General features: G+C 45.0%; 18 protein-coding genes and 1 pseudogene. 8 read left to right on the top strand and 11 right to left on the bottom strand.

All coding sequences use genetic code 11. The annotated features are described in order from the left end of the window. Positions 1-16: 16 nt before the first annotated feature. The 5 genes from GKR71_RS08035 to GKR71_RS08015 form a co-directional block, all read right to left on the bottom strand. Positions 17-601, bottom strand: a complete 585-nt coding sequence (locus GKR71_RS08035; protein WP_000645939.1) for a DUF1788 domain-containing protein — start codon at positions 599-601, stop codon at positions 17-19. Then, on the bottom strand, positions 598-1,197 hold the full coding sequence (locus GKR71_RS08030) for a DUF1819 family protein (RefSeq protein WP_001021937.1): 600 nt from the start codon (positions 1,195-1,197) through the stop codon (positions 598-600). The genes GKR71_RS08035 and GKR71_RS08030 overlap by 4 nt, the downstream gene beginning before the upstream one ends. Before the next feature lie 9 nt (positions 1,198-1,206). Continuing rightward, positions 1,207-2,133 carry a WYL domain-containing protein gene (locus tag GKR71_RS08025; RefSeq protein WP_154634116.1) on the bottom strand — a complete coding sequence of 309 codons (927 nt, stop codon included), beginning with the start codon at positions 2,131-2,133 and terminating at the stop codon, positions 1,207-1,209. A 68-nt stretch (positions 2,134-2,201) separates the two neighbouring features. Beyond that, the gene (locus GKR71_RS08020) at positions 2,202-2,516 is read right to left on the bottom strand and encodes a hypothetical protein (RefSeq protein WP_000284113.1); all 315 of its coding nucleotides are present in this window, start codon (positions 2,514-2,516) and stop codon (positions 2,202-2,204) included. A 73-nt stretch (positions 2,517-2,589) separates the two neighbouring features. Further along, positions 2,590-3,498 carry a 3'-5' exonuclease gene (locus GKR71_RS08015; protein ID WP_154634115.1) on the bottom strand — a complete coding sequence of 303 codons (909 nt, stop codon included), beginning with the start codon at positions 3,496-3,498 and terminating at the stop codon, positions 2,590-2,592. Positions 3,499-4,144: 646 nt separating this feature from the next. On the opposite strand from GKR71_RS08015, the gene umuD reads away from it, so the two are divergent. After that, positions 4,145-4,594, top strand: a complete 450-nt coding sequence (gene umuD / locus GKR71_RS08010; RefSeq protein WP_154634114.1) for a translesion error-prone DNA polymerase V autoproteolytic subunit — start codon at positions 4,145-4,147, stop codon at positions 4,592-4,594. A 7-nt stretch (positions 4,595-4,601) separates the two neighbouring features. Next, complete coding sequence (umuC, locus tag GKR71_RS08005; RefSeq protein WP_154634113.1) at positions 4,602-5,870, top strand: translesion error-prone DNA polymerase V subunit UmuC; 1,269 nt, start codon at positions 4,602-4,604, stop codon at positions 5,868-5,870. A gap of 10 nt (positions 5,871-5,880) precedes the next feature. Here the strand turns inward: umuC and mobI are convergent, their stop codons facing one another. Continuing rightward, positions 5,881-6,306, bottom strand: a complete 426-nt coding sequence (gene mobI, locus GKR71_RS08000) for a conjugative transfer protein MobI(A/C) (protein WP_442959411.1) — start codon at positions 6,304-6,306, stop codon at positions 5,881-5,883. A gap of 482 nt (positions 6,307-6,788) precedes the next feature. Between mobI and GKR71_RS07995 the strand changes: the two genes are divergently transcribed. The 3 genes from GKR71_RS07995 to GKR71_RS07985 are packed head-to-tail and all read left to right on the top strand — an operon-like array spanning position 6,789 to position 9,278. After that, positions 6,789-7,763 carry a ParM/StbA family protein gene (locus GKR71_RS07995; protein WP_000497807.1) on the top strand — a complete coding sequence of 325 codons (975 nt, stop codon included), beginning with the start codon at positions 6,789-6,791 and terminating at the stop codon, positions 7,761-7,763. Positions 7,764-7,765: 2 nt separating this feature from the next. After that, complete coding sequence (locus GKR71_RS20345) at positions 7,766-8,035, top strand: hypothetical protein (RefSeq protein WP_154634111.1); 270 nt, start codon at positions 7,766-7,768, stop codon at positions 8,033-8,035. Position 8,036: 1 nt separating this feature from the next. After that, a complete protein-coding gene (locus GKR71_RS07985; RefSeq protein WP_154634110.1) occupies positions 8,037-9,278 on the top strand; it encodes a tyrosine-type recombinase/integrase in 1,242 nt (413 codons plus the stop codon). An 11-nt stretch (positions 9,279-9,289) separates the two neighbouring features. Here the strand turns inward: GKR71_RS07985 and GKR71_RS20340 are convergent, their stop codons facing one another. Both GKR71_RS20340 and GKR71_RS07975 read right to left on the bottom strand, forming a co-directional pair. After that, positions 9,290-9,484: a DNA-binding protein gene (locus GKR71_RS20340; protein ID WP_154634109.1), complete on the bottom strand. Its 195-nt coding sequence runs from the start codon at positions 9,482-9,484 to the stop codon at positions 9,290-9,292. A gap of 859 nt (positions 9,485-10,343) precedes the next feature. Beyond that, positions 10,344-11,414, bottom strand: a complete 1,071-nt coding sequence (locus tag GKR71_RS07975; RefSeq protein ID WP_154599530.1) for a tartrate dehydrogenase — start codon at positions 11,412-11,414, stop codon at positions 10,344-10,346. Positions 11,415-11,510: 96 nt separating this feature from the next. Between GKR71_RS07975 and GKR71_RS07970 the strand changes: the two genes are divergently transcribed. Both GKR71_RS07970 and GKR71_RS07965 read left to right on the top strand, forming a co-directional pair. Beyond that, the gene (locus GKR71_RS07970) at positions 11,511-12,455 is read left to right on the top strand and encodes a LysR substrate-binding domain-containing protein (RefSeq protein ID WP_036950207.1); all 945 of its coding nucleotides are present in this window, start codon (positions 11,511-11,513) and stop codon (positions 12,453-12,455) included. Next, positions 12,455-13,360 carry a helix-turn-helix domain-containing protein gene (locus tag GKR71_RS07965; RefSeq protein WP_154634108.1) on the top strand — a complete coding sequence of 302 codons (906 nt, stop codon included), beginning with the start codon at positions 12,455-12,457 and terminating at the stop codon, positions 13,358-13,360. Before GKR71_RS07970 ends, GKR71_RS07965 begins: the two co-directional genes overlap by 1 nt. Positions 13,361-13,422: 62 nt before the next feature. On the opposite strand, the gene GKR71_RS07960 is transcribed toward GKR71_RS07965, so the two are convergent. From GKR71_RS07960 to GKR71_RS07950, 3 genes and pseudogenes are all read right to left on the bottom strand, one after another. Then, the gene (locus tag GKR71_RS07960) at positions 13,423-14,376 is read right to left on the bottom strand and encodes a PDR/VanB family oxidoreductase (protein ID WP_036950203.1); all 954 of its coding nucleotides are present in this window, start codon (positions 14,374-14,376) and stop codon (positions 13,423-13,425) included. A 17-nt stretch (positions 14,377-14,393) separates the two neighbouring features. Further along, positions 14,394-15,842 carry an NAD-dependent succinate-semialdehyde dehydrogenase gene (locus GKR71_RS07955; protein WP_154599531.1) on the bottom strand — a complete coding sequence of 483 codons (1,449 nt, stop codon included), beginning with the start codon at positions 15,840-15,842 and terminating at the stop codon, positions 14,394-14,396. Between the two features lie 24 nt (positions 15,843-15,866). Further along, positions 15,867-16,994: pseudogene (locus GKR71_RS07950) on the bottom strand (aromatic ring-hydroxylating oxygenase subunit alpha). 292 nt (positions 16,995-17,286) lie between these two features. Between GKR71_RS07950 and GKR71_RS07945 the strand changes: the two are divergent. After that, on the top strand, positions 17,287-18,849 hold the full coding sequence (locus tag GKR71_RS07945; protein ID WP_148444757.1) for a BCCT family transporter: 1,563 nt from the start codon (positions 17,287-17,289) through the stop codon (positions 18,847-18,849). Positions 18,850-18,935: the final 86 nt, after the last annotated feature.

The raw sequence follows: 18,935 nt of genomic DNA, 5'->3' as shown, positions 1-18,935 counted from the left end.
GGGAGGCTCCCTGCTCTTAATTTTTTTTACCGTCTTCAGGCACAAGCTTGAAGGCGCGATAGTAGTTTTTAGATTCGATCATGCCGAAAGGATGCAAATCCCTTCCGCTATATTCACCCGGATAGAAAAGCACTAATGGCGTGCTACCCATAACGTCTTGCAGAGCACTAAGTAACTCATGCCCTCGAACAAGAGGCCACGCACTGCCTAAGCCTGACAGCAACACAAACTCAAGTTCTGATGGCTTATATTTGTCCGCGATATACCTTGCCACTTTCTCTTGGCTCAGAGGCCCGGCTAGTGTTTTTCGAAGGCCATCAACACCGACTTGCAGTTCACGCTGGCAAGCTCGGTCGAAAAGGCCTCGCTCCTCAAGCATATCTATCAAGACTTCAAAAATATTGAGATGGACAAAGCGGTAACCACGCTTGTTGAGTTTTTCGTCAACGTGCTTAAGGTGCTCTCGTACAAGCAGTTCATACTTGGCTGGATAGTCAAATACCCAAAATCCAATTTCATTGCCCAAGCCATCGTTTTTCAAAAACTTAGGGCTTTCAATTCGTTCCAATATCAGATCAAGCCTGGTCTGAAGAGCCTTCATATTGTGCACTCCATTACATCAATCAAATCTTCCCGGCCCAGACGAACTAACCAATCTTTAACTTCTGGCATTAGGTAAACAGGTTGTATTTTCTTTGTCCTGCTATCACTCAAGTAGCCACTATCAACCAATGCCTTAATTGCGTTGTTACCCATTTTTTTGACAGTTGAGTCAGAAAAACCGCCAAGTTCGGCATATGCCCGCACTCTCGTGTCATAAAACTCAGACCATGCATCAGCGGTTAAAGAGGGTTTATAGGTGCGACGAGCCTCGGCTAAGGTAAGTCTCATAAAATCAGCGACAACCGGAGAATGAATGAGTAATGACATCATCAGCATTTGGACATAGGCGCGTTCACTCGCGGCTAAAAGATCAGTCATAAACTCATCACCCAGGCCTTCAATACGCCAACGGATTGTTCTGGCATAACGAATAGCAGTCTGACCGGATTTTTTCTGAAGAACATTTTGCTCAACGATCAGCGACTTCCACTCATCTTCTGGAAGTTTTTTCAGTAGCGATTCTGCGATTATTCTAGATTCAGTTATCAATAAACTGCCTCCGATAAGATCGCCTAAATATTCTTTTATATTCATAAATTCATCTCACGATTCGCTATATCCAGGAGCAAGTGCAGTATTGTCAACGCCGTATAGTGCTTCTGGATTTTTAAGTGCTAATTGGAACTCTCGCCCATTGCTCTTACTATTCTTTGAACAATCGATATTCCATAAACGCAGTAAATATCCAGCGAACGCAGCTCTTATCTCTACACGCAACCTATTGTTTTCCATTGCGTAGTCCATCGATACAGCTTCTGGATGTGCTAGTTTTGGATGAGGTATCAGCTCTAGTTCAACGATTCGGTTCCATTGCTTATCCCACTGAAGAGTCTCAACTTCGTCGTTAACCTCATCCTCTAACAACTCAACTTCACTTATTCTGGTTAAAACAAAATCCCTAAATTCTCTATGCTTTCTATCGAATGCTCGGACATGCCATCTCAAGCCATTGTCAATCAAGGTATGAGGAACTATTTGCCTGCTCCCATGACCACTCGACAATGAGGTGTACTCAATATTAATCACAGCGCGCTTATGTATGGCTTCACTAATAGCCGCTACCACTTCCAATTTCGGCTTATTGAGATGAAATGGTGCTTCACAAGCCATAGGTGGCCTGACCTTGCCAAGAAAGCCATCACCGAACCCTTGGCTTATCGTCGCAAGAGTTCGAACAACGTCATAATCAAACAACGGCTGGAATGCGCTCGTCTTCAAGTGCACTCTGCGCTTTTCGTCATACATAACGTTGTTAGGAGCCAACTCTTTGTACCGCGCAAAATCTTGTGTTGCCACAGACGGCGCTACGCTAAAGCGCTCGGTTAAATAACTACGCCCAGCTTCACCTTTAAATAACAAAGTGAAATCAATATGAGCGAGTCGTTCTCTCTGTGCTTGGCTAAGCTCTTCAAGTCCAGTGTTGTCTTGCACTGTCAGCCTCTCAATCCATCTGGGACAAGCCCTAATCATTTAAAACTAGGAAGCCATCGATTGAATGCCATCAAGCAACCTACTTTTTTTCATTAGGTCTCATAGTATCAACAAGTCGTCTTGTTGGCTATAAAAATTGGCTTGACATTGTTCGAATGTTTCTTTTCTGGCCTTGATAGAAGCTCACGCTGGAATGCCAACTGACGCAATTCATTCTCTCGAACACGTCTAGCAACTTCTGCCTGGGCTGGTAGCAATGGCAGCATCCCTTCAGCAATCGCGTCTGGGGCAGACTCTTGGCCACAGGACATCAAATGCTTCCATGGATCTTTAAGAAAGCGCTCGAACGTGATGCCAAATTCAATGATGCGGGCAGAGACGAAGATTTCGCCCCAGTATTCAATGTAGGTGTCTTGGTACATGGAAAGATTCCTCTTATTGGTTAAACCATGAGTTCACTTTCCATTTTCCAGAGGTTTTCAAATATGCAAGGGGCTATGACAAGGCTTTAAATCGATTGCGAGCATCTTTGTAGTCATAGTGGGCATGTTCTGAACCACGATGATACAAATCATCCAGGTAAGTTTGTTCCTGCGGCAACTCGTCTTCGCTGATTTCGCGCCACCAATGTTTGTTGGCACCTTTAACACCGTCATGCCAGCGGTAACCACGCTCTTTTAAATAGTCCTTTACGTCAAATGGCGCACCAAACGCACGAACTAACACTGTTCGCCTGTTTGCTTCAGACAACAAGTTTGCAACGGACTCGGGCAACAAATGAAACAACCAGGCCATCGCCAAACAATCGGTTGCAGCTCGGTGTCCTTCATAGAACCAACCTAAGCGAAGCAGCAGGTACTCAAGTTTCCGACTTTCAAAGCCCAGTGCTTTCCAATCTATGCCGCTAGCTGAACAGGCCCAAGATAGATGGCCTAATGCGGCAAATCGCTTTTCAAAGAAAGGACGATCAAACTGCGCATTGTGTGCAACCACCAGCGGATCATCGGATAACCAACTCGCTACCAGAGCATCATCAATGCGCTGGCCTTGCACCATCTCATCGGTAATACCGGTTAGCTCGGTAATCAGCTCGGGGATTGGCTTGCCGGGATCTTCATACAAGCTGATCACATCAACAATCGACACAATCCGCTGAGCAGAGGGGCTGTAAAGCACCTTAACCATACCAAGCTCAATAATGGACTCGTCATCGGCAGACAGTCCGGTTGTCTCAGTATCGAGCAGCACCATTGGCTGTTCATCACCGACCATGGGAGATAGTTCAAGTGGCCAGGACTGCGGCTCACGCGTTAATGGAATACGCTCCAGCAATCTAAAATCTTCTGGCCTTTCTGGGATATCCGCCAGGCGCTCTAGCGGAAATGGCGCAGGGGCTCTTGTCATTGATGGTTCCTCTTCAATTCTATTGTTCGCTTTAGGTTATTTCACTGTGCCACAGGTTTTTCAAAATGCACCTTGAATACCTCTGCGTTTTTTTAATCTTTCTATTGGTTGAACCCATGTATGAAGGCTTTGGCTAAGCCTTTCAGAAAGCCTTAGCTAAACCGTTTAGGTAACCCTTACCGATACCCTTTACGTATGGCTTAGCCAATCCCTTTTCAAACGGTTGCAAAAGGCTTTAACTGAGTTCGACTGAGCATTTTAATGATGCTCCTGACTTCGCTTTAAGCCAGTAAATTCAATACGAAGCAGAATTTTACTAACTGTTTTTAAACCCTTTGCAAAGGGTTCAACAAGCCTTGTCTGACGGTTACTTGACCCATGCGTTAACCAGTAGCAGTAGCAGTAACAGGATCAGTAACAGAAACAAGAGCAGTAGGCAGAAGCAGTATTGTCCAAGCCTTGCAGGCTTTGACGAGGGCGAGCGATCCCCCACATCAAGCTTTTCAACACAAAAAATAAATCACCGACAACACAACGTCTTACTCGAACAACTACAGTTTTACCTACAATTTTACTTGTAGAAATCAGCATAGCATTAGATACTGTATAAACAAACAGTATCAATTATGATTTTTCGAGGTTCGTCATGAGTGTCTCGCTGATAGGCCGTAGCGGCGCACTTGCCTTCATCAAAGCCAAGCGCCTTCGTATCCCATTGTTCATGGAACGTGTTTCTGCTGGTTTTCCCTCACCAGCGCAGGATTATATTGAGCAAACGCTCGACCTTAACGAGCTGTGCATCAAGCGACCGGCTGCAACGTTCTTTGTGCGTGTTGAAGGTGATTCAATGATTGATGCCGGGATTCACCCAGATGATATTCTGGTGGTTGATCGCTCTGTCCAAGCAGAACACGGTGACATTGTCATCGCGGGAATCCATGGTGAACTCACGGTAAAGGAGCTTCAACTAAGACCGTGCGTCATGCTGATCCCAAGAAACCCGGCGTATGAGCCCATTCATATTCCTGAAGGGACAGAGTTAGAGATATTTGGTGTGGTCACCAATGTGGTGCGAAACATGCGCCGCAAGTCGTGACTATCCCATGCCTGTATTTGCCTTGGTGGACTGCAACAATTTTTACGCCAGTTGTGAGAAGCTGTTTCGTCCTGATTTAAAAGATACGCCGGTTGTGGTGCTGTCCAACAATGACGGCTGCGTGGTTGCACGGTCGCGTGAAGCTAAGTTACTCGGTATTAAAATGGGCGTACCCGTCTTTCAAATCAAAGCTGAAATGCAGCGTCATGGTATTTTGGCATTCTCGTCCAATTACGCGCTGTACGCAGATTTGAGCAGTCGAGTGATGCGCACTTTGGAAGAGATGGCACCACTAGTAGAGGTTTACTCCATTGACGAAGCGTTTTTGGATTTAACCGGTATAGAGTCTGCCATATCCCTTGTCGAGTTCGGACAACAAGTGCGAGAGCGCATAGGCCACTGGATTGGGATCACCGTCTGTGTAGGCATGGCACCGACTAAAACACTCGCCAAGCTGGCTAACCATGCCGCCAAAAAGTATCCAGCCACTCAGGGGGTTGTAGACCTGACCAATCCAGATCGACAACGTCGATTGCTCGCATTAGTCCCGGTTGATGATGTTTGGGGCGTTGGTAGACGGCTTTCTAAGCGTTTAAATGCGTTGGGTATCACCACAGCCCTAGACCTAGCCAATGCCTCTCCTAGAGCCATCAGAGACCAGTTCTCGGTGGTTTTAGAAAGAACCGTCAGAGAGCTCAATGGTGAGTCGTGCATTGAACTTGAAGAGATCCCGCCAACTAAGAAACAAATCGTCTGTAGCCGTTCATTTGGCGCAAAAGTAACGCAATTTGAATTGTTACGTGAAGCCGTCTGCGAATACGCAACCCGCGCCACTGAGAAGCTTCGCAAAGAACAGCAGCAAGCCAAAGTGCTTACCGTGTTCATACGTACCAGCCCCTTTAAGGACAATGAGCCGCAATACAGCAACTCCGCATCGGGCGAGTTGCTGATCCCCAGTTGCGATACACGAGATTTTATCGAGCTGGCCAATCACTTACTCAAGCGGATATGGAAGGATGGTTTTCGTTATGCCAAAGCGGGTGTCATGCTGTCTGACTTTTACGATCCAGGCATGTTTCAACCAGGACTATTCGATGACGTATCGACCCGCTCTAATAGCCAGCAGTTAATGTCTGTATTGGACACCATTAACCAAAGCGGTGCCGGAAAGGTTTTCTTTGCTGGACAAGGTACGAAGAAAGATTGGTCGATGAAGCGAGAGCATTTGTCTCCCGCCTATACAACACGCTGGGACCAATTACCACGAGTTAAGTAGACCCGGTGATTCAATAGGCATTCACTCTGCGACGTAGCATGTTGAGCTTATCAACCTGGCGTCGAATATCACTGAAGAAATCTTCTTTCTCCATGGCCAGCGCTAACTCCCATTCTTTGGCCAAACCTTGGCAGTCCAAAAATGAGTATCTCAGCTTCGTCTTTGAGATACGCAGTCCTTTACTAAAGACTACGCGCTTACCTCGTTGACCGTGAAAGCTGTTGATGTACCACTCAATGCCAAAGCCATACTTAAAGTCTCTAATACGGACACCAAGCAGCCCCCAGTCTTTAAAGGGCGCATTTTCGCGAACCTTGTAATGGGTAACCCAAAAGTCATCAACTTCAGCTCGTGCCAGTGCTTTTAGCCTGTCCGTTTCTTGCTGAAGTAAATCTGATACTTCTGCTTTCCATTGTTCATTGACGATTTCTACCAAACCAATTTCCCCATCCAATTAACCCCAAAAGCCAAAACCACTATCCGTTTGGCTTTTGGATCGAAACGCCAAACGTAAAACTGCCGTAACAATCACTGTTTGGCGTCTCGATATAAATCAACTCGCGCAATCCCATACCTGACAAGGGATACAGCCCGATTTCACTTAAAAACGCCTAAAACGACGTATCGTCATGAAGATACAAACCATTTGGCGAGTTCAGGCCAGAATGCAAACGACGTTTGGCGTCTCGATTTTTTTGACTAGGTCATCCGCCGCCAAACAGAGCCTATTATCATACTTTTGCGAAAATGCAATAGGCAGATAGATGAAAGGATTTGTCACCTTTCTGCCCACCGCCAGTGCACCGAATCCTGATAATGACATTTGAGTGAACCGCCAGAGCACTTGGAAATGCCCAAGCGTGGCCAGTGCGGTTGATTGAAAACCGTTAGAGCACTTTGAGTGCACAGGAGATAAGTATGTTTGTACTAGGCGTAGATATCGGTTACTCAAACCTGAAGCTGGCAATTGGCCAATCAGGCAGTGAACCGAAAACCATTATTCTGCCTGCGGGTGCCGGTCCTGCGGATCGTATGCCAGAGCGTATCGGTGGAGGCGATGATGAAACTTGTTTGTATGTGTCAGTCGATAATGAGCGTTGGGCCGCTGGTGTTCCTGCTGGACGCCTTCAAGGCTGGGAACGAGAGCTTCACCCGGAATATCCCACCACAAAAACCTATAAGGCACTTTTTCATGCCGCCTTGTTAATGGCTGAAACGGAATCCATCGATTTGGTTGTCACTGGATTACCGGTTTCACAGTTTCATGAACCACAACGTAAGTCTGACCTTGTGCAGCGTTTAAAAGGTGTCCATCAAGTGACGCCTAAGCGCAGCATCACCGTTCATGACGTCAAAGTGCTGCCACAGCCTGCCGGTGCCTATATGGATCTGGTTCAAACAGGTGGTGATTTGGGCTTGATTGAAGAAGGTCGCGTCGTCGTCATCGATCCAGGCTTCTTTTCTGTTGACTGGGTTGCCCTTGAGGCCGGAGAAATTCGCTACAGCTCATCAGGAACCAGTCTTCAGGCAATGTCCGTGCTACTGGAAACCATTGATAAGCTGATTTCGGAAGATCATGGTGCCAAAGTGGGTATGGATCGACTTGAAAAAGCCATGAGAACCGGCGACTTACAGGTGCTGCTATTTGGTGAAAAAGTCGATATTTCACCTTATCTGAATGCCGCCATGAAAAAGGTAGCGCCTGTTGCTCTTACAGCCATGCGCCAATCCATGCGTGACGAAAGCATTAATGCGGACTTGGTATTGATCGCCGGAGGTGGAGCCTTGGCTTATAAGGAAGCGGCCAAGGAGATTTTTTCACGAAGCAAGATTATCGTGCCGGAACAGTCTGTTTTGGCGAACGTCCGAGGCTTCTGGTTTTATGGGGCGTGATCATGAGAGTCGTCGTCAACATTCCCCCAGGGAGCCACCCAGAACTACTCAAAGAATTGGAAAAGACGCCACCACGGGAACGCGCTGAGCGTCTGCGGATGCTGGCCACCTTTGGGTTAATTCACATGAGCCAACCCAATCTATCCACGACATCTGCACCGGTGGATGGCCATGCACCAAATGATGAAGTGACTTCTATGAGTACAGCGCCAGAACCCAAAGCAGAATCACGTAAACAATCATTAAAATCCAAACTAGGGCTGGGCTTATAACATGGCGTTATCAGTTAGCTGGCTCGATGCCAGGTTAAATAAAGAAGCAAAAGAAACCGTAGTAAAAGCCGACCGAGATGGGCTAAGTGCTCGGGTATCGCCCAAGGGCAAAATTGTTTTTCAGTTTCGTTATCGTTTCGATGGCAAGCAACAGCGGGTAGACATTGGTACTTACCCACTTATGAAGCTTGCTGAAGCCAGGAATGAGCTGGATAGGTTAAGGGCAGTACTTGATCAGGGCCGAAACCCCAAGCTCTACCTACAGCAGGAACGGGCTAAGTATTCTGCTAACCAAAGCTTCGAATCGATTTTTCGAGACTGGATAGACTCTGCCGGTAAGCAAGGGTTAAAGGAGAAAACGTGGCACTACCAAAAACGCAGCAGTGAAATATATTTGCTGCCCCGACTTGGCAAGTACCCATTAACTGACATCAATGAATTGTCCTTGCGAAACTGTCTTCGTGAGGTTTCGGAGTCGTCCCCTTCAAACACAGAACGCCTAGTGTCTGTACTGCATAAGTTCTATGACTGGCTGATTGATGAACAAATTTTGGAAATTAACGCTGCCGCAGGGATCACAGCAAAGAAGGTTGGCGGAAAGAAAGGCAAACGAACTCGGGTGCTAAATGACAACGAGATCAGGATACTTTGGCGCTATTTGCATGAGTCAAAAATCACTGAGAAGAATCGCATCTACATAAAACTGCTTCTCTTATTGGGGGGGCGCAAGGGCGAACTCATTCAAGCTGAAAAGCATCACTTTGACTTGCAATCTGCAATGTGGACAGTGCCCATAGAGATCCGCAAACAAGGTGAGAAAATTGGAGCGCCGATCATGCGGCCATTAATTAAACCAGCTATCGAGCTGATTGAACTGGCTATGCAGATGAGCAAATCAACTTACTTGTTTCCCGCGAACGGACAAGAAGAGCTTGCCACAAACGGCTTTGATACCACTATTCCTAACAATGTGAAAATCTGGGCTCGCAGGTCGCTTGGTATTGAGATGGAACACTGGTCTATGCATGATCTTCGCAGAACGATGCGAACGCGAATGTCTGCCATCACGACGCAAGAAGTTGCCGAGTTGATGATTGGCCACAGCAAAAAAGGGTTGGATGCTATCTACAACCAATATCAGTACCTGGATGAAATGCGTCATGCTTACGACGTTTGGTATCAACAACTAGAAACCATCATCGAGCCGACAGGCTTTCCATTCAACTGGCGTTTCGGAAAATAAAAGAAAGAGGCTCAGTCCTCTTTCTTCTCATACTCTTCCAAGTCTTCAATGTGCCAGAGTTTGTTTCGCGTATTTCGGTTGATACGAGGTTGCGGCAAGCTGCCATCTTTTATTCTTCGCCAGAGCGTCGTATAGCTAATGTGGTAACGAGCCATCACTTCATAAGACGTTAGAAAAGGGGTTACCTGGTGCGCTATTGCTGTCATCTGCATTCTCCTGAAAATCAATGTAAAGCTATCATCGCCTGATTCATCACTAGTTGATGGTTAGAAAGATGCATGATTTATTCAGAAGATCAGCCTTATCAAAACCCAAATGTTGCTATTAGGTACTTTTCAGCTCAAACCTATGAATAACAAGGGCTACAAGGCGGTTTGTGTCATGAATAGCAATCAACACGCCTAACGAGAAAAATTTGTACACACTGTTTGTACACTCGCAACGATGACACACCAAAATCCACAATGACGAACCCTTTAAATTCATAAGTTTATAAACAAAAAACTAGAGATGATCGCATTTGTTCCGCTTTTGTAATGTCGAAACCAAAGTACCAAAAGCAGGAGGTACTTTCTTCATCAAACCCAGTAACCACAAGGCCTAAAGCCAGATTTGTGTCATGGAATTTTCGCCAAAGGCCTCTAAAACGGAATTTGTACTCAAGTTTGTACACACTTTCCGAGGTTACGCTTGAACATCATTGAAAAGCAAAGAAACGAGAAAAAGACAAAAAGCCTTTAAATTCAGTGCGTAGAGATGTGATTGTGGTGTGCAATGAAAGGTGATTTTAAGCGTTGAAAGGCTGGGCGGCATCAGGGTGAGAAATGATAGCAAACGTTCTACGGGTGCTAACTTCATGGAGAAAATTCTGATCTGTCATTTAACCGTTCTTTTCGTCTATATCCAGATTTGTATGGGCATCAGGAAGAGGCTCGAGGTGGCTCTAAGCGCAGCAAATCCGTATTGTTAATCGTAATTGGCGGTTATTTTCGCAGATCTTGGGGTTATAAACAATCAGAGCCTGAGATGTTAGGTGCTCCACCCACTGGATGGAGCCCAATAAATTTACATCGACGCTGCCACTAACTGAGCAATTTCTAGTCCTAATTCTTGTGTGCTGGAATTTCCTCCCATATCGCGAGTCAAGTGACGACGTTCACGAATCGCCGTTTCAACCGCTGACATGATCGTATCGTGCATTTCTTGACAACCGAGATGCTGCATCATCATCGCTGCCGCCCAGATAGTCCCAATTGGGTTGGCAATATTTTTCCCAGCAATATCTGGCGCAGAACCGTGTACCGGTTCAAACATCGATGGAAACTGTTTTTCAGGGTTGATATTCGCTGACGGTGCAATGGCAATCGTCCCCGTACACGCAGGACCAAGATCCGACAAAATATCCCCAAATAAGTTTGATCCCACAATCACATCATAAAATTCCGGCATTCTCACTAAGTTAGCCGCAAAAATATCAATGTGGAATTGATCGACTTTCACATCTGGATACTGTTTTGCCATTTCAGCCACACGGCTATCCCAATACGGCATGGAGTGGAATAATCCATTGGATTTCGTGGCTGAACTTAAATGTTTTTTATACCGAGAACGGGCAAGTTCGAAAGCATATTTTAAAATTCGGTCAGTCCCTTTGCGGGTAAAAATACTTTGCTGGGACACCATTTCATCTTCCGTCCCTTCATACTGAATCCCGCCAATTGCAGAATATTCGCCCTCTACGTTTTCACGCACTACATAAAAATCAATATCCCCTGGTTTTTTATCCGCTAATGGGCATTTAATCCCCTCAAATAAACGAACTGGGCGCAGATTCACATATTGATTAAACGCACGGCGGATTGGTAGTAATAAGCCCCATAAGGAAATGTGGTCAGGAACCCCCGGAAACCCAACGGCACCAAGGAAAATAGCATCAAATTTTTTCAGTTGCTCTAAGCCATCTTCCGGCATCATGCGTCCTGTACGATGATAGGTTTCACACGACCAATCAAAGTGTGTAAAGTTAAGTTTTACACCATGCTTCTGCGCCGCTGCCTCTAAAACACGTAATCCTTCAGGGATCACTTCCGTTCCAATTCCATCACCCGGAATGACTGCTATATTGAATTGTGCCATTTTCAACGCCCTTATTATTATCTATGCATGTCCTCCAGTTTATGGCTTGCTGTGATAAAGTATAGGCATGAACTGTAATCCCTAGGTTTACAAACTATGAACAAGCTACCTTTGCTTGAAGATATCCGTGTATTTGTCACCGCCGCCCGATTGATGAGCTTCTCTCAAGCGGCAGAGCAACTATTGGTATCTCCAGCCTATATATCGAAACGCATTAAATTACTGGAAGAAAACTTAGGGCAAACGCTGTTTTTCCGTAATGCTCGCGCCATTCAATTGACCCCGGAAGGGAAAATTGTTCTGCGTAGTAGTGAGCGGTTGCTGGAAGAATTGGAACGTATGCAGGGAGAATTACAAGCTTGCCGCGAGGAGATCAGCGGAGAGCTGCGTATCAGTTGCAGTACAGGCTTTGGTAGCACCTATCTGAATCCCTTTATTCTGGCATTACGTGCTGATTACCCTCTTTTAGGTATTGATCTGACGTTAACGGATCGATCTGTCGATATCATCAGTGAGAACATCGATCTTGATATCTGCATTGGCGGCACCATTTCGGATCAATTTATTGCACGCCGGTTAGCCCGCAATAGCCGAGTACTTTGTGCCTCACCTGCGTATATTCAAAAATATGGACAGCCTTCTTTGCCCCAAGAGCTAGAGCAGAAACATTTGTGCATTGCCATCAAAGAGCGCAATCAAGCTCCCGCAATCTGGAAACTAGAGCACCAACAAGAAAGCATGACCATCACACCGAATAGTAAATTAATGGTCAATAACGGTGAAGTCGCCAAACAGTGGTGTCTCAGCGGTGAAGGAATTTTATTACGTTCACTTTGGAGTGTACTTCCTGAACTTCAGTCAGGAAAATTAGTGCGCGTTCTACCACAATGGCATCAAGGTGCTGACGTTTTTGCTGTCTATTCACGTAGTTTACGTAATAGTGCTAGTCTTAGAGTTTTCATTGAAAATCTTGAAAAGTATCTCGCCACCCATTTACCACCCATCTTTGGGGATGAATATAACCAATTGGATGCCCATTAATGACCGAACCAGAGACTTTTAAAGAGCGCTTACTCAAGCTATTAAAACAGAAAAAAATGAGCCAGTTAAAAGTTGGGGAACAGCTTGGTGTTTCCCGTACTGCCGTCAATAAATGGACAAAAGGCGGCATGATTGACGAAGATAACCTCAATAAGCTGGCAGACTTACTCGATGTCGATAAGATTTGGCTCAAGTATGGTGAATACACGCAATCCCAACATCCCCAGTCCAGCGTAGGCGGCACACGCAATATCAATGAAGTACATTTACAAGAATCGGCGGAGATAGTCACTTGGGAATGGGATTTATTGACTGGCGAACTGAATTATTCCGATAACGTTGAAGCGGTGTATGGCATAAAAATCACCACCAACGAAGATTTCTGGGCGTTAATGGATCCGGCATCCAAAGATAAGCTGGTCAATGGTTACTCCAAAATTATTAAAGAAGGCGGTGCCCATGAAATGGATTTTAAAATCAACTGGGAAGGTGACTACCGCTGGATAACATCCAGAGCCGCGGGCGTTAAAGGACCTAACGGCAAAGTCACAAAATTAGTTGGGATCAGCTTGGATAATACTGAGCGAAAAAACAATGAGTTACGTCTACGAAAAATCAAATGCTACTTTGATGTGTTACTGACACACTTCCAACATTTGGTTACCTTTACCGACAAAGCCGGAGAAATCCTCGCCAGCAATCTTAAAAGCCAATCAACAGATATTGATTATTTAGCCTTACAGCGCCTTCTCTATCAGTTAGCCATTAATCATAAAACGTGGCTCGACGATGTTATCCAAACAGGTCGTGGGCAAATTGTGTTTCAGGACAAGCAGATCACCGCCTATCATCATCTTAATGATGAGCATCAATCCTTCTTGATGTTTGAACTAAAACCCTCGTAAATATCAGTAAAAACCCCAGTGATTAAACTGGGGCTTTCCACTACCAATCTACACATTCACCATCATAAATCTAACACCAGCCGCTTCCCCTTCGCCCGAGAAACACACAGCATCATAGTTTTTTGCTCCGCTTTCTCATCATCGTCAAGATATAAATCACGATGGTCAGCTTCCCCTTCCAAAATTGCCGTTTCACAGGTTCCACAAACGCCATTGCGGCACATACACTCCACCTTTATACGCTTATCCGCTTCGATAACCTGCAAAATGGATTGATCTTCCGCAACCTGTAAACTGAATCCTGAACGCTGAAAATGCACTTCAAAAGAATCCCCCTCACTCGCCACTTCGCCAAAATTTTCAAAATGCACTTGTGCGCTACCAAGGTGCTGATTGCCCTGTTCAATCACGTCATTAATCAATCTTTCAGGCCCGCACACATACACATGGCTATTTTTAGGTTGGGATTGGATTAATGTGGCGACAGGCATCCGTTGAGCTTGGGATTTATCATAAGTGTATAAACGGGAGCCAATGCGTTCCTGTAATTCATCGACAAACGCCGCCGTCGCTTTATCACTGAACCCGTAATGAAGCTCAAAATCCATTCCTGAGTGCTCAAGCTCATACAAGTAGGATAAAAATGGTGTGATCCCAATCCCTCCAGCGATCAAAATATGTTTGCTGCTCTGCGCTTGCGCTAATGCGAAAAAATTTTGCGCAGGGGATAAATAGAGTGCATCCCCCTGCGCAATGTTATCGTGCATGAAAACAGAGCCCCCTTTCGAGTTCTGGTCACGCAAAACAGAGATACAGTAACGATCGCACTGCTGAGGGTCACTTATTAATGAATAAGCACGTTGTAGCCCAATTTGCTCATCCATATGAACCGTGACATGGCTCCCCGCGCTAAACGGGCTAAGTTGTCCTTTTTGCGCCACGAATTCGAACATTTTAATGGTTGGGCTGACCTGTTCAATTCGGCTAACATTCACCGCTATTTTTTGTTGGCTCATCACAGTTCCTTTTTCCGTTACGCAATATCAAGGCACAGATATTTGATGCTTAAATAATCATCGATACCATAATGGGAACCTTCTTTACCTAACCCCGACTGTTTAACCCCACCAAACGGAGCCACTTCATTTGAAATCAAACCGGTATTGATCCCAACCATTCCGCTTTGCAGCTTTTCAGCCACTCGGTAAATACGGTTTACATCCCGAGAAAAGAAATAAGCGGCTAAACCATAAATGGTGTTATTGGCACGGCTGAGAACTTCATCTTCATCACTAAATCGAATCAATGTAGCAATAGGGCCAAAGATCTCTTCGTGGACGATATCCATTGAATCATCGACATCCACCAGCACTTTCGGATTGATAAAGTGGCCATGCTCCTCAATTTCAGAACCTAATGTCACTCGACGGGCGCCTTTAGCGAGAGCATCCTCAAGTAATTGGTTCATACCATCAATTGCCTTAATGGTGATCATCGGTCCAATATCCACACCAGCATCCACGCCATTACCGACTTTCAATTTGGCTACTTGTGCCACAAACTTTCGTTCAAATTCATCAAAAATGACATCATGAAGATAAAAACGGTTAACGCAGACACAGGTTTGCCCACCATTACGGAATTTGGCTTGAATGGCGCTAGTGACCGCTTTATCAATATCCGCATCCTCGAAAACAATAAATGGTGCGTTTCCACCTAATTCAAGCGATGTTTTCTTGATAGTCGATGCACATTGCTCCGCTAATACACGCCCCACTTGGGTGGAACCCGTAAAAGAAAATTTACTGATCAGCGCATGTTTGGTCAGCCTTTCCCCCAAAAAACGTGATTCTCCAGTCACCACGTTAAAAATACCCGCAGGGATCCCCGCTTCATCGGCAAGTTGAGCCAGTGCCAATGCGGTAAATGGTGTTTCTGTAGCTGGCTTGATGATGATACTGCACCCTGCTGCAAGTGCGGGTGCCGCTTTGCGTGTGATCATCGCAGCAGGGAAATTCCATGGCGTAATCGCACTGCATACGCCAATAGGTTGCTTAATCGTAGAAAGGCGATTAGTTCCAACGGTTTGTGGGATAGTTTCCCCATAAACACGTTTTCCTTCTTCTGCGAACCACTCAATAAAAGAGGCGGCATAACGAATTTCGCCTTTTGCTTCATGCAGCGGCTTACCTTGCTCAAGAGTCATCAACAACCCAAGATCATCAATATTTGCCTCAATCAACTCAAACCAACGGCGCAAAATAATTGAGCGCGCTTTCGCAGTTAATTGGCTCCATCCCGCCATCGCGGCATGGGCTTGTTCAATGGCTTCATCAACCTGCGCTGCTGTTAGGCTGGGAATGGTGCCCAGCACAGTTTGAGAGGCAGGATTTGTCACGGGAATTGTTTTCTCCGTTTCCACCCAGCGACCATTGATATAGCAGGCTTGGCGAAATAGCGCGGCATGTTTTAACCTGTTCATCGTCACATCTCCCATCCCTTGCGATTATTCCGTATGAGCGCCAGCCACAATTTTGTGGAAATGAGCAACACCGTGCTCACTGATCCCACTGCGTTGTCTATCAGCCATAATGCGCCCTTGACCACGATATCCACGGGAACGCAGACCTTTTTGTACACTTTCCACCAAACGTAAATCTTCAGGGCGGAATACCGTGCGGTACCATTCCACTAAATTTTTCTGATATTCAGTCAGTTCTTCATTCAGGAAATAGATATCGTAATGCTGCAATGTCTCACCCGCATTCACAGGGAATTCATAAATCACCGTCATAAAATCGCCGCCAGGAGGCATATTGAACATGGTGCTTGGCCAAATCCAAAAACCAAAGAAGCGCGGGTCTAATACTGACTCATCGAACTGATAAGAAGATTCAGATGGCTTGGCTTTGCCGATTTGTACCGTCCAATTATCTTTAAGCAAATGCTCATACACATTCACATCCACCGAACTGGCAAAGCTAACGTGGTTAGTCGGGCAGTGATAGCATTCAATGTAGTTATCAACGATGGTTTTCCAATTAGCTGGGGTATGGCTAACAAAGCGCGCTGCTAATTTCAGGTCATTGATAACCGCGCACGCTTCTTCCATTTTTTCTGCTAAACCAGGTAGCTGCTCTTCAATTGGCTGAGGTTCACCTTCCGTCAGGTTTATATAGATAAAACCTGCGTGCTCAGTCACATGGAAAGAACTTAATGACATAGCATCCGCTTCAAAGTTGTTCACGTTTTCACAATTGGTTGCATGCGCCAACTGCCCATCCAACTTGAATGCCCAAGCATGGTAAGGGCAGGTAATCACATTTTTCATTTTCCCGCCATCCCCACTAATTAGTTAATGACCACGGTGTGGGCAAACATTGTAGAAACCGCGCAGAACATCATCACGACCACGAACAATCACAAGGCTTTCACCAATTAGTTGGCGTGTAATATAGGAATTTTTTTCTTTTACCTCACTCACATGACCAACACAAACCCATGAATTAGCAAAAATTTTTTCTTTTTCAAAATCAAAAATGTCTTCAGATGTGTAATAACGTGCAGGGATAGTCCATGCATTATCTATATCAAGGTGATCATTAATCGAAATGACTTTAGCTGCATTGCTCATAATTGCCCTCTCTTTTTGTAAACTTATAGTTAACATATTTTAATCGGATGTTAACGAAGATCGCAATAATGATCAAACAAAATATCATCAGACTTTATAAAAAAAATTATTAACCATAAAATTCAATCAGATAAAAAATAAATACACAAACGTAATGTTAATACTTGGTTAATTATTTGTTGACTATGCAATCTTTGCACGGCTATTCTTTGTAAACCCAAAGTAAGCATCACCTGCAAAATAACGACTCAATAAAAGAGATAATAAAGAAGTGAGCAACTGGAGAAGAGGTATGATGAATCATAAAAGGTCTGTATTTTACGTATCCCTCGCTTTTAGCCTGATCCTCATCGGCTTAGGGGCTTTTATTCCCGATAAACTGGAAACATTTTCACACTCTGCCCTGAGCTTTATCTATAACAACTTAGGTTGGTTTATCCTTGGTGCCGTGTTTATTTTTTTTAGCTTTTGTATGTACCTTGGATTTTCGAAATTTGGCCATATTCGCTTAGGCGATGATAATGACAAACCGGAATACAACACGGCTACTTGGGTTGGAATGCTGTTTAGCGCATCCATAGGGATCAGCTTAGTATTCTGGGGAGTCGCAGAACCCGTTTCTTACTACATCAGCCCACCAATGGGACCCGGAATGACTGAGCAATCGGCAAAAACAGCGATGCAATATGTCTATCTGCATTGGGGGGTTTCCGCTTGGGCGTGTTATGCCTTAGTCGGGGTTTCTTTAGCTTTTTTCCAATTCAGAAAAAAATTACCATCCTCATTAAGTTCCGTGTTTTATCCATTAATTGGCGATCGTATCAAAGGATCAATTGGAAAATGGGTGGATGTACTGGTCGTGTTATCCATTGTGATTGGTATCGCCACATCCCTCGGGTTTGGTACGCTACAAGTCAACAGCGGAATGCATTATCTGTGGGATTTGCCTGTTAGTATTTATATTCAAATCGCGATTATTGCCGTTGTGACTGTGATTTATATCGCTTCTACCATTTCAGGATTGCAGGGCGCCATCAAGCATCTTTCTAACCTCAACATGTTGCTTGCCTTCGCATTAATGGGGTTTATTCTGTTTGCCGGTCCAACACAAACTATCTTGAAAGTACTGTTCCAAGGTATCGGGGATTACATGCAAAATTTCGTCAGCATGTCATTTCGTACTGAGCCTTATAATGATGGTTCCTGGATTGCTAACTGGACACTGTTTTACTTCGGCTGGTGGATTGCATGGGCGCCATTAGTGGGTAGCTTCGTGGCGCGTATTTCCAAAGGTCGTACAATCAAAGAGTTTATGATTGGTGCCGTATTTATTCCGGTATTAGGTTCATTTGCTTGGTTTGCGGTGATGGGCGGCTCAGCCATCCATATTATCCAAAATCTCGGTGAAGTGGCCTTGGCGGATGCTGTCAAAACCGATGTCACGTCTGCACTGTTTAAATTCTTAGATTATTTCCCAGCACCGACGTTAATTAGTATTTTAGCCATGGTCTTGGTGATGGTGTTCTTTATTACGTCAGCAAACTCAGCGGTATTCGTTTTAGGTATGGTCAGTGAAAATGGTAACCCAAATCCAAGTCATGTGACCAAAACTATCTGGGGAGTGGTAATTGCAGCAATTGCTATCGTGCTTATCATGACCGGAGGGCTAACGGGTTTGCAGTCCGCACTTGTCGCCACAGCAATTCCACTTTCGGTATTAATGTTGATTATGTGCTACTCAACCTATAAAGGTTTGAATGAAGAAGTCAAAACCACGGCCAAAGTAAAAAGGAGCCTGAGAGAAAAAGTTGGTCGCCTTAGAAAACCTATCTTCACGGAAACAGAAAAATCGTAAATTATAGGTTCATTAAGGCATAAAAAAACCACGGTAGCTGCTGACTTTATCGGGTCACTTCAGGCTACCGTGGTTTTTCTTTAGAA

The organism is Providencia sp. wls1922 (assembly GCF_009706505.1).
Classification (GTDB): Bacteria; Pseudomonadota; Gammaproteobacteria; order Enterobacterales; family Enterobacteriaceae; genus Providencia; species Providencia lanzhouensis.
The sequence above is the reverse complement of the archived record's forward strand: the minus strand, read 5'-3'. Positions and strand labels throughout refer to the sequence as shown.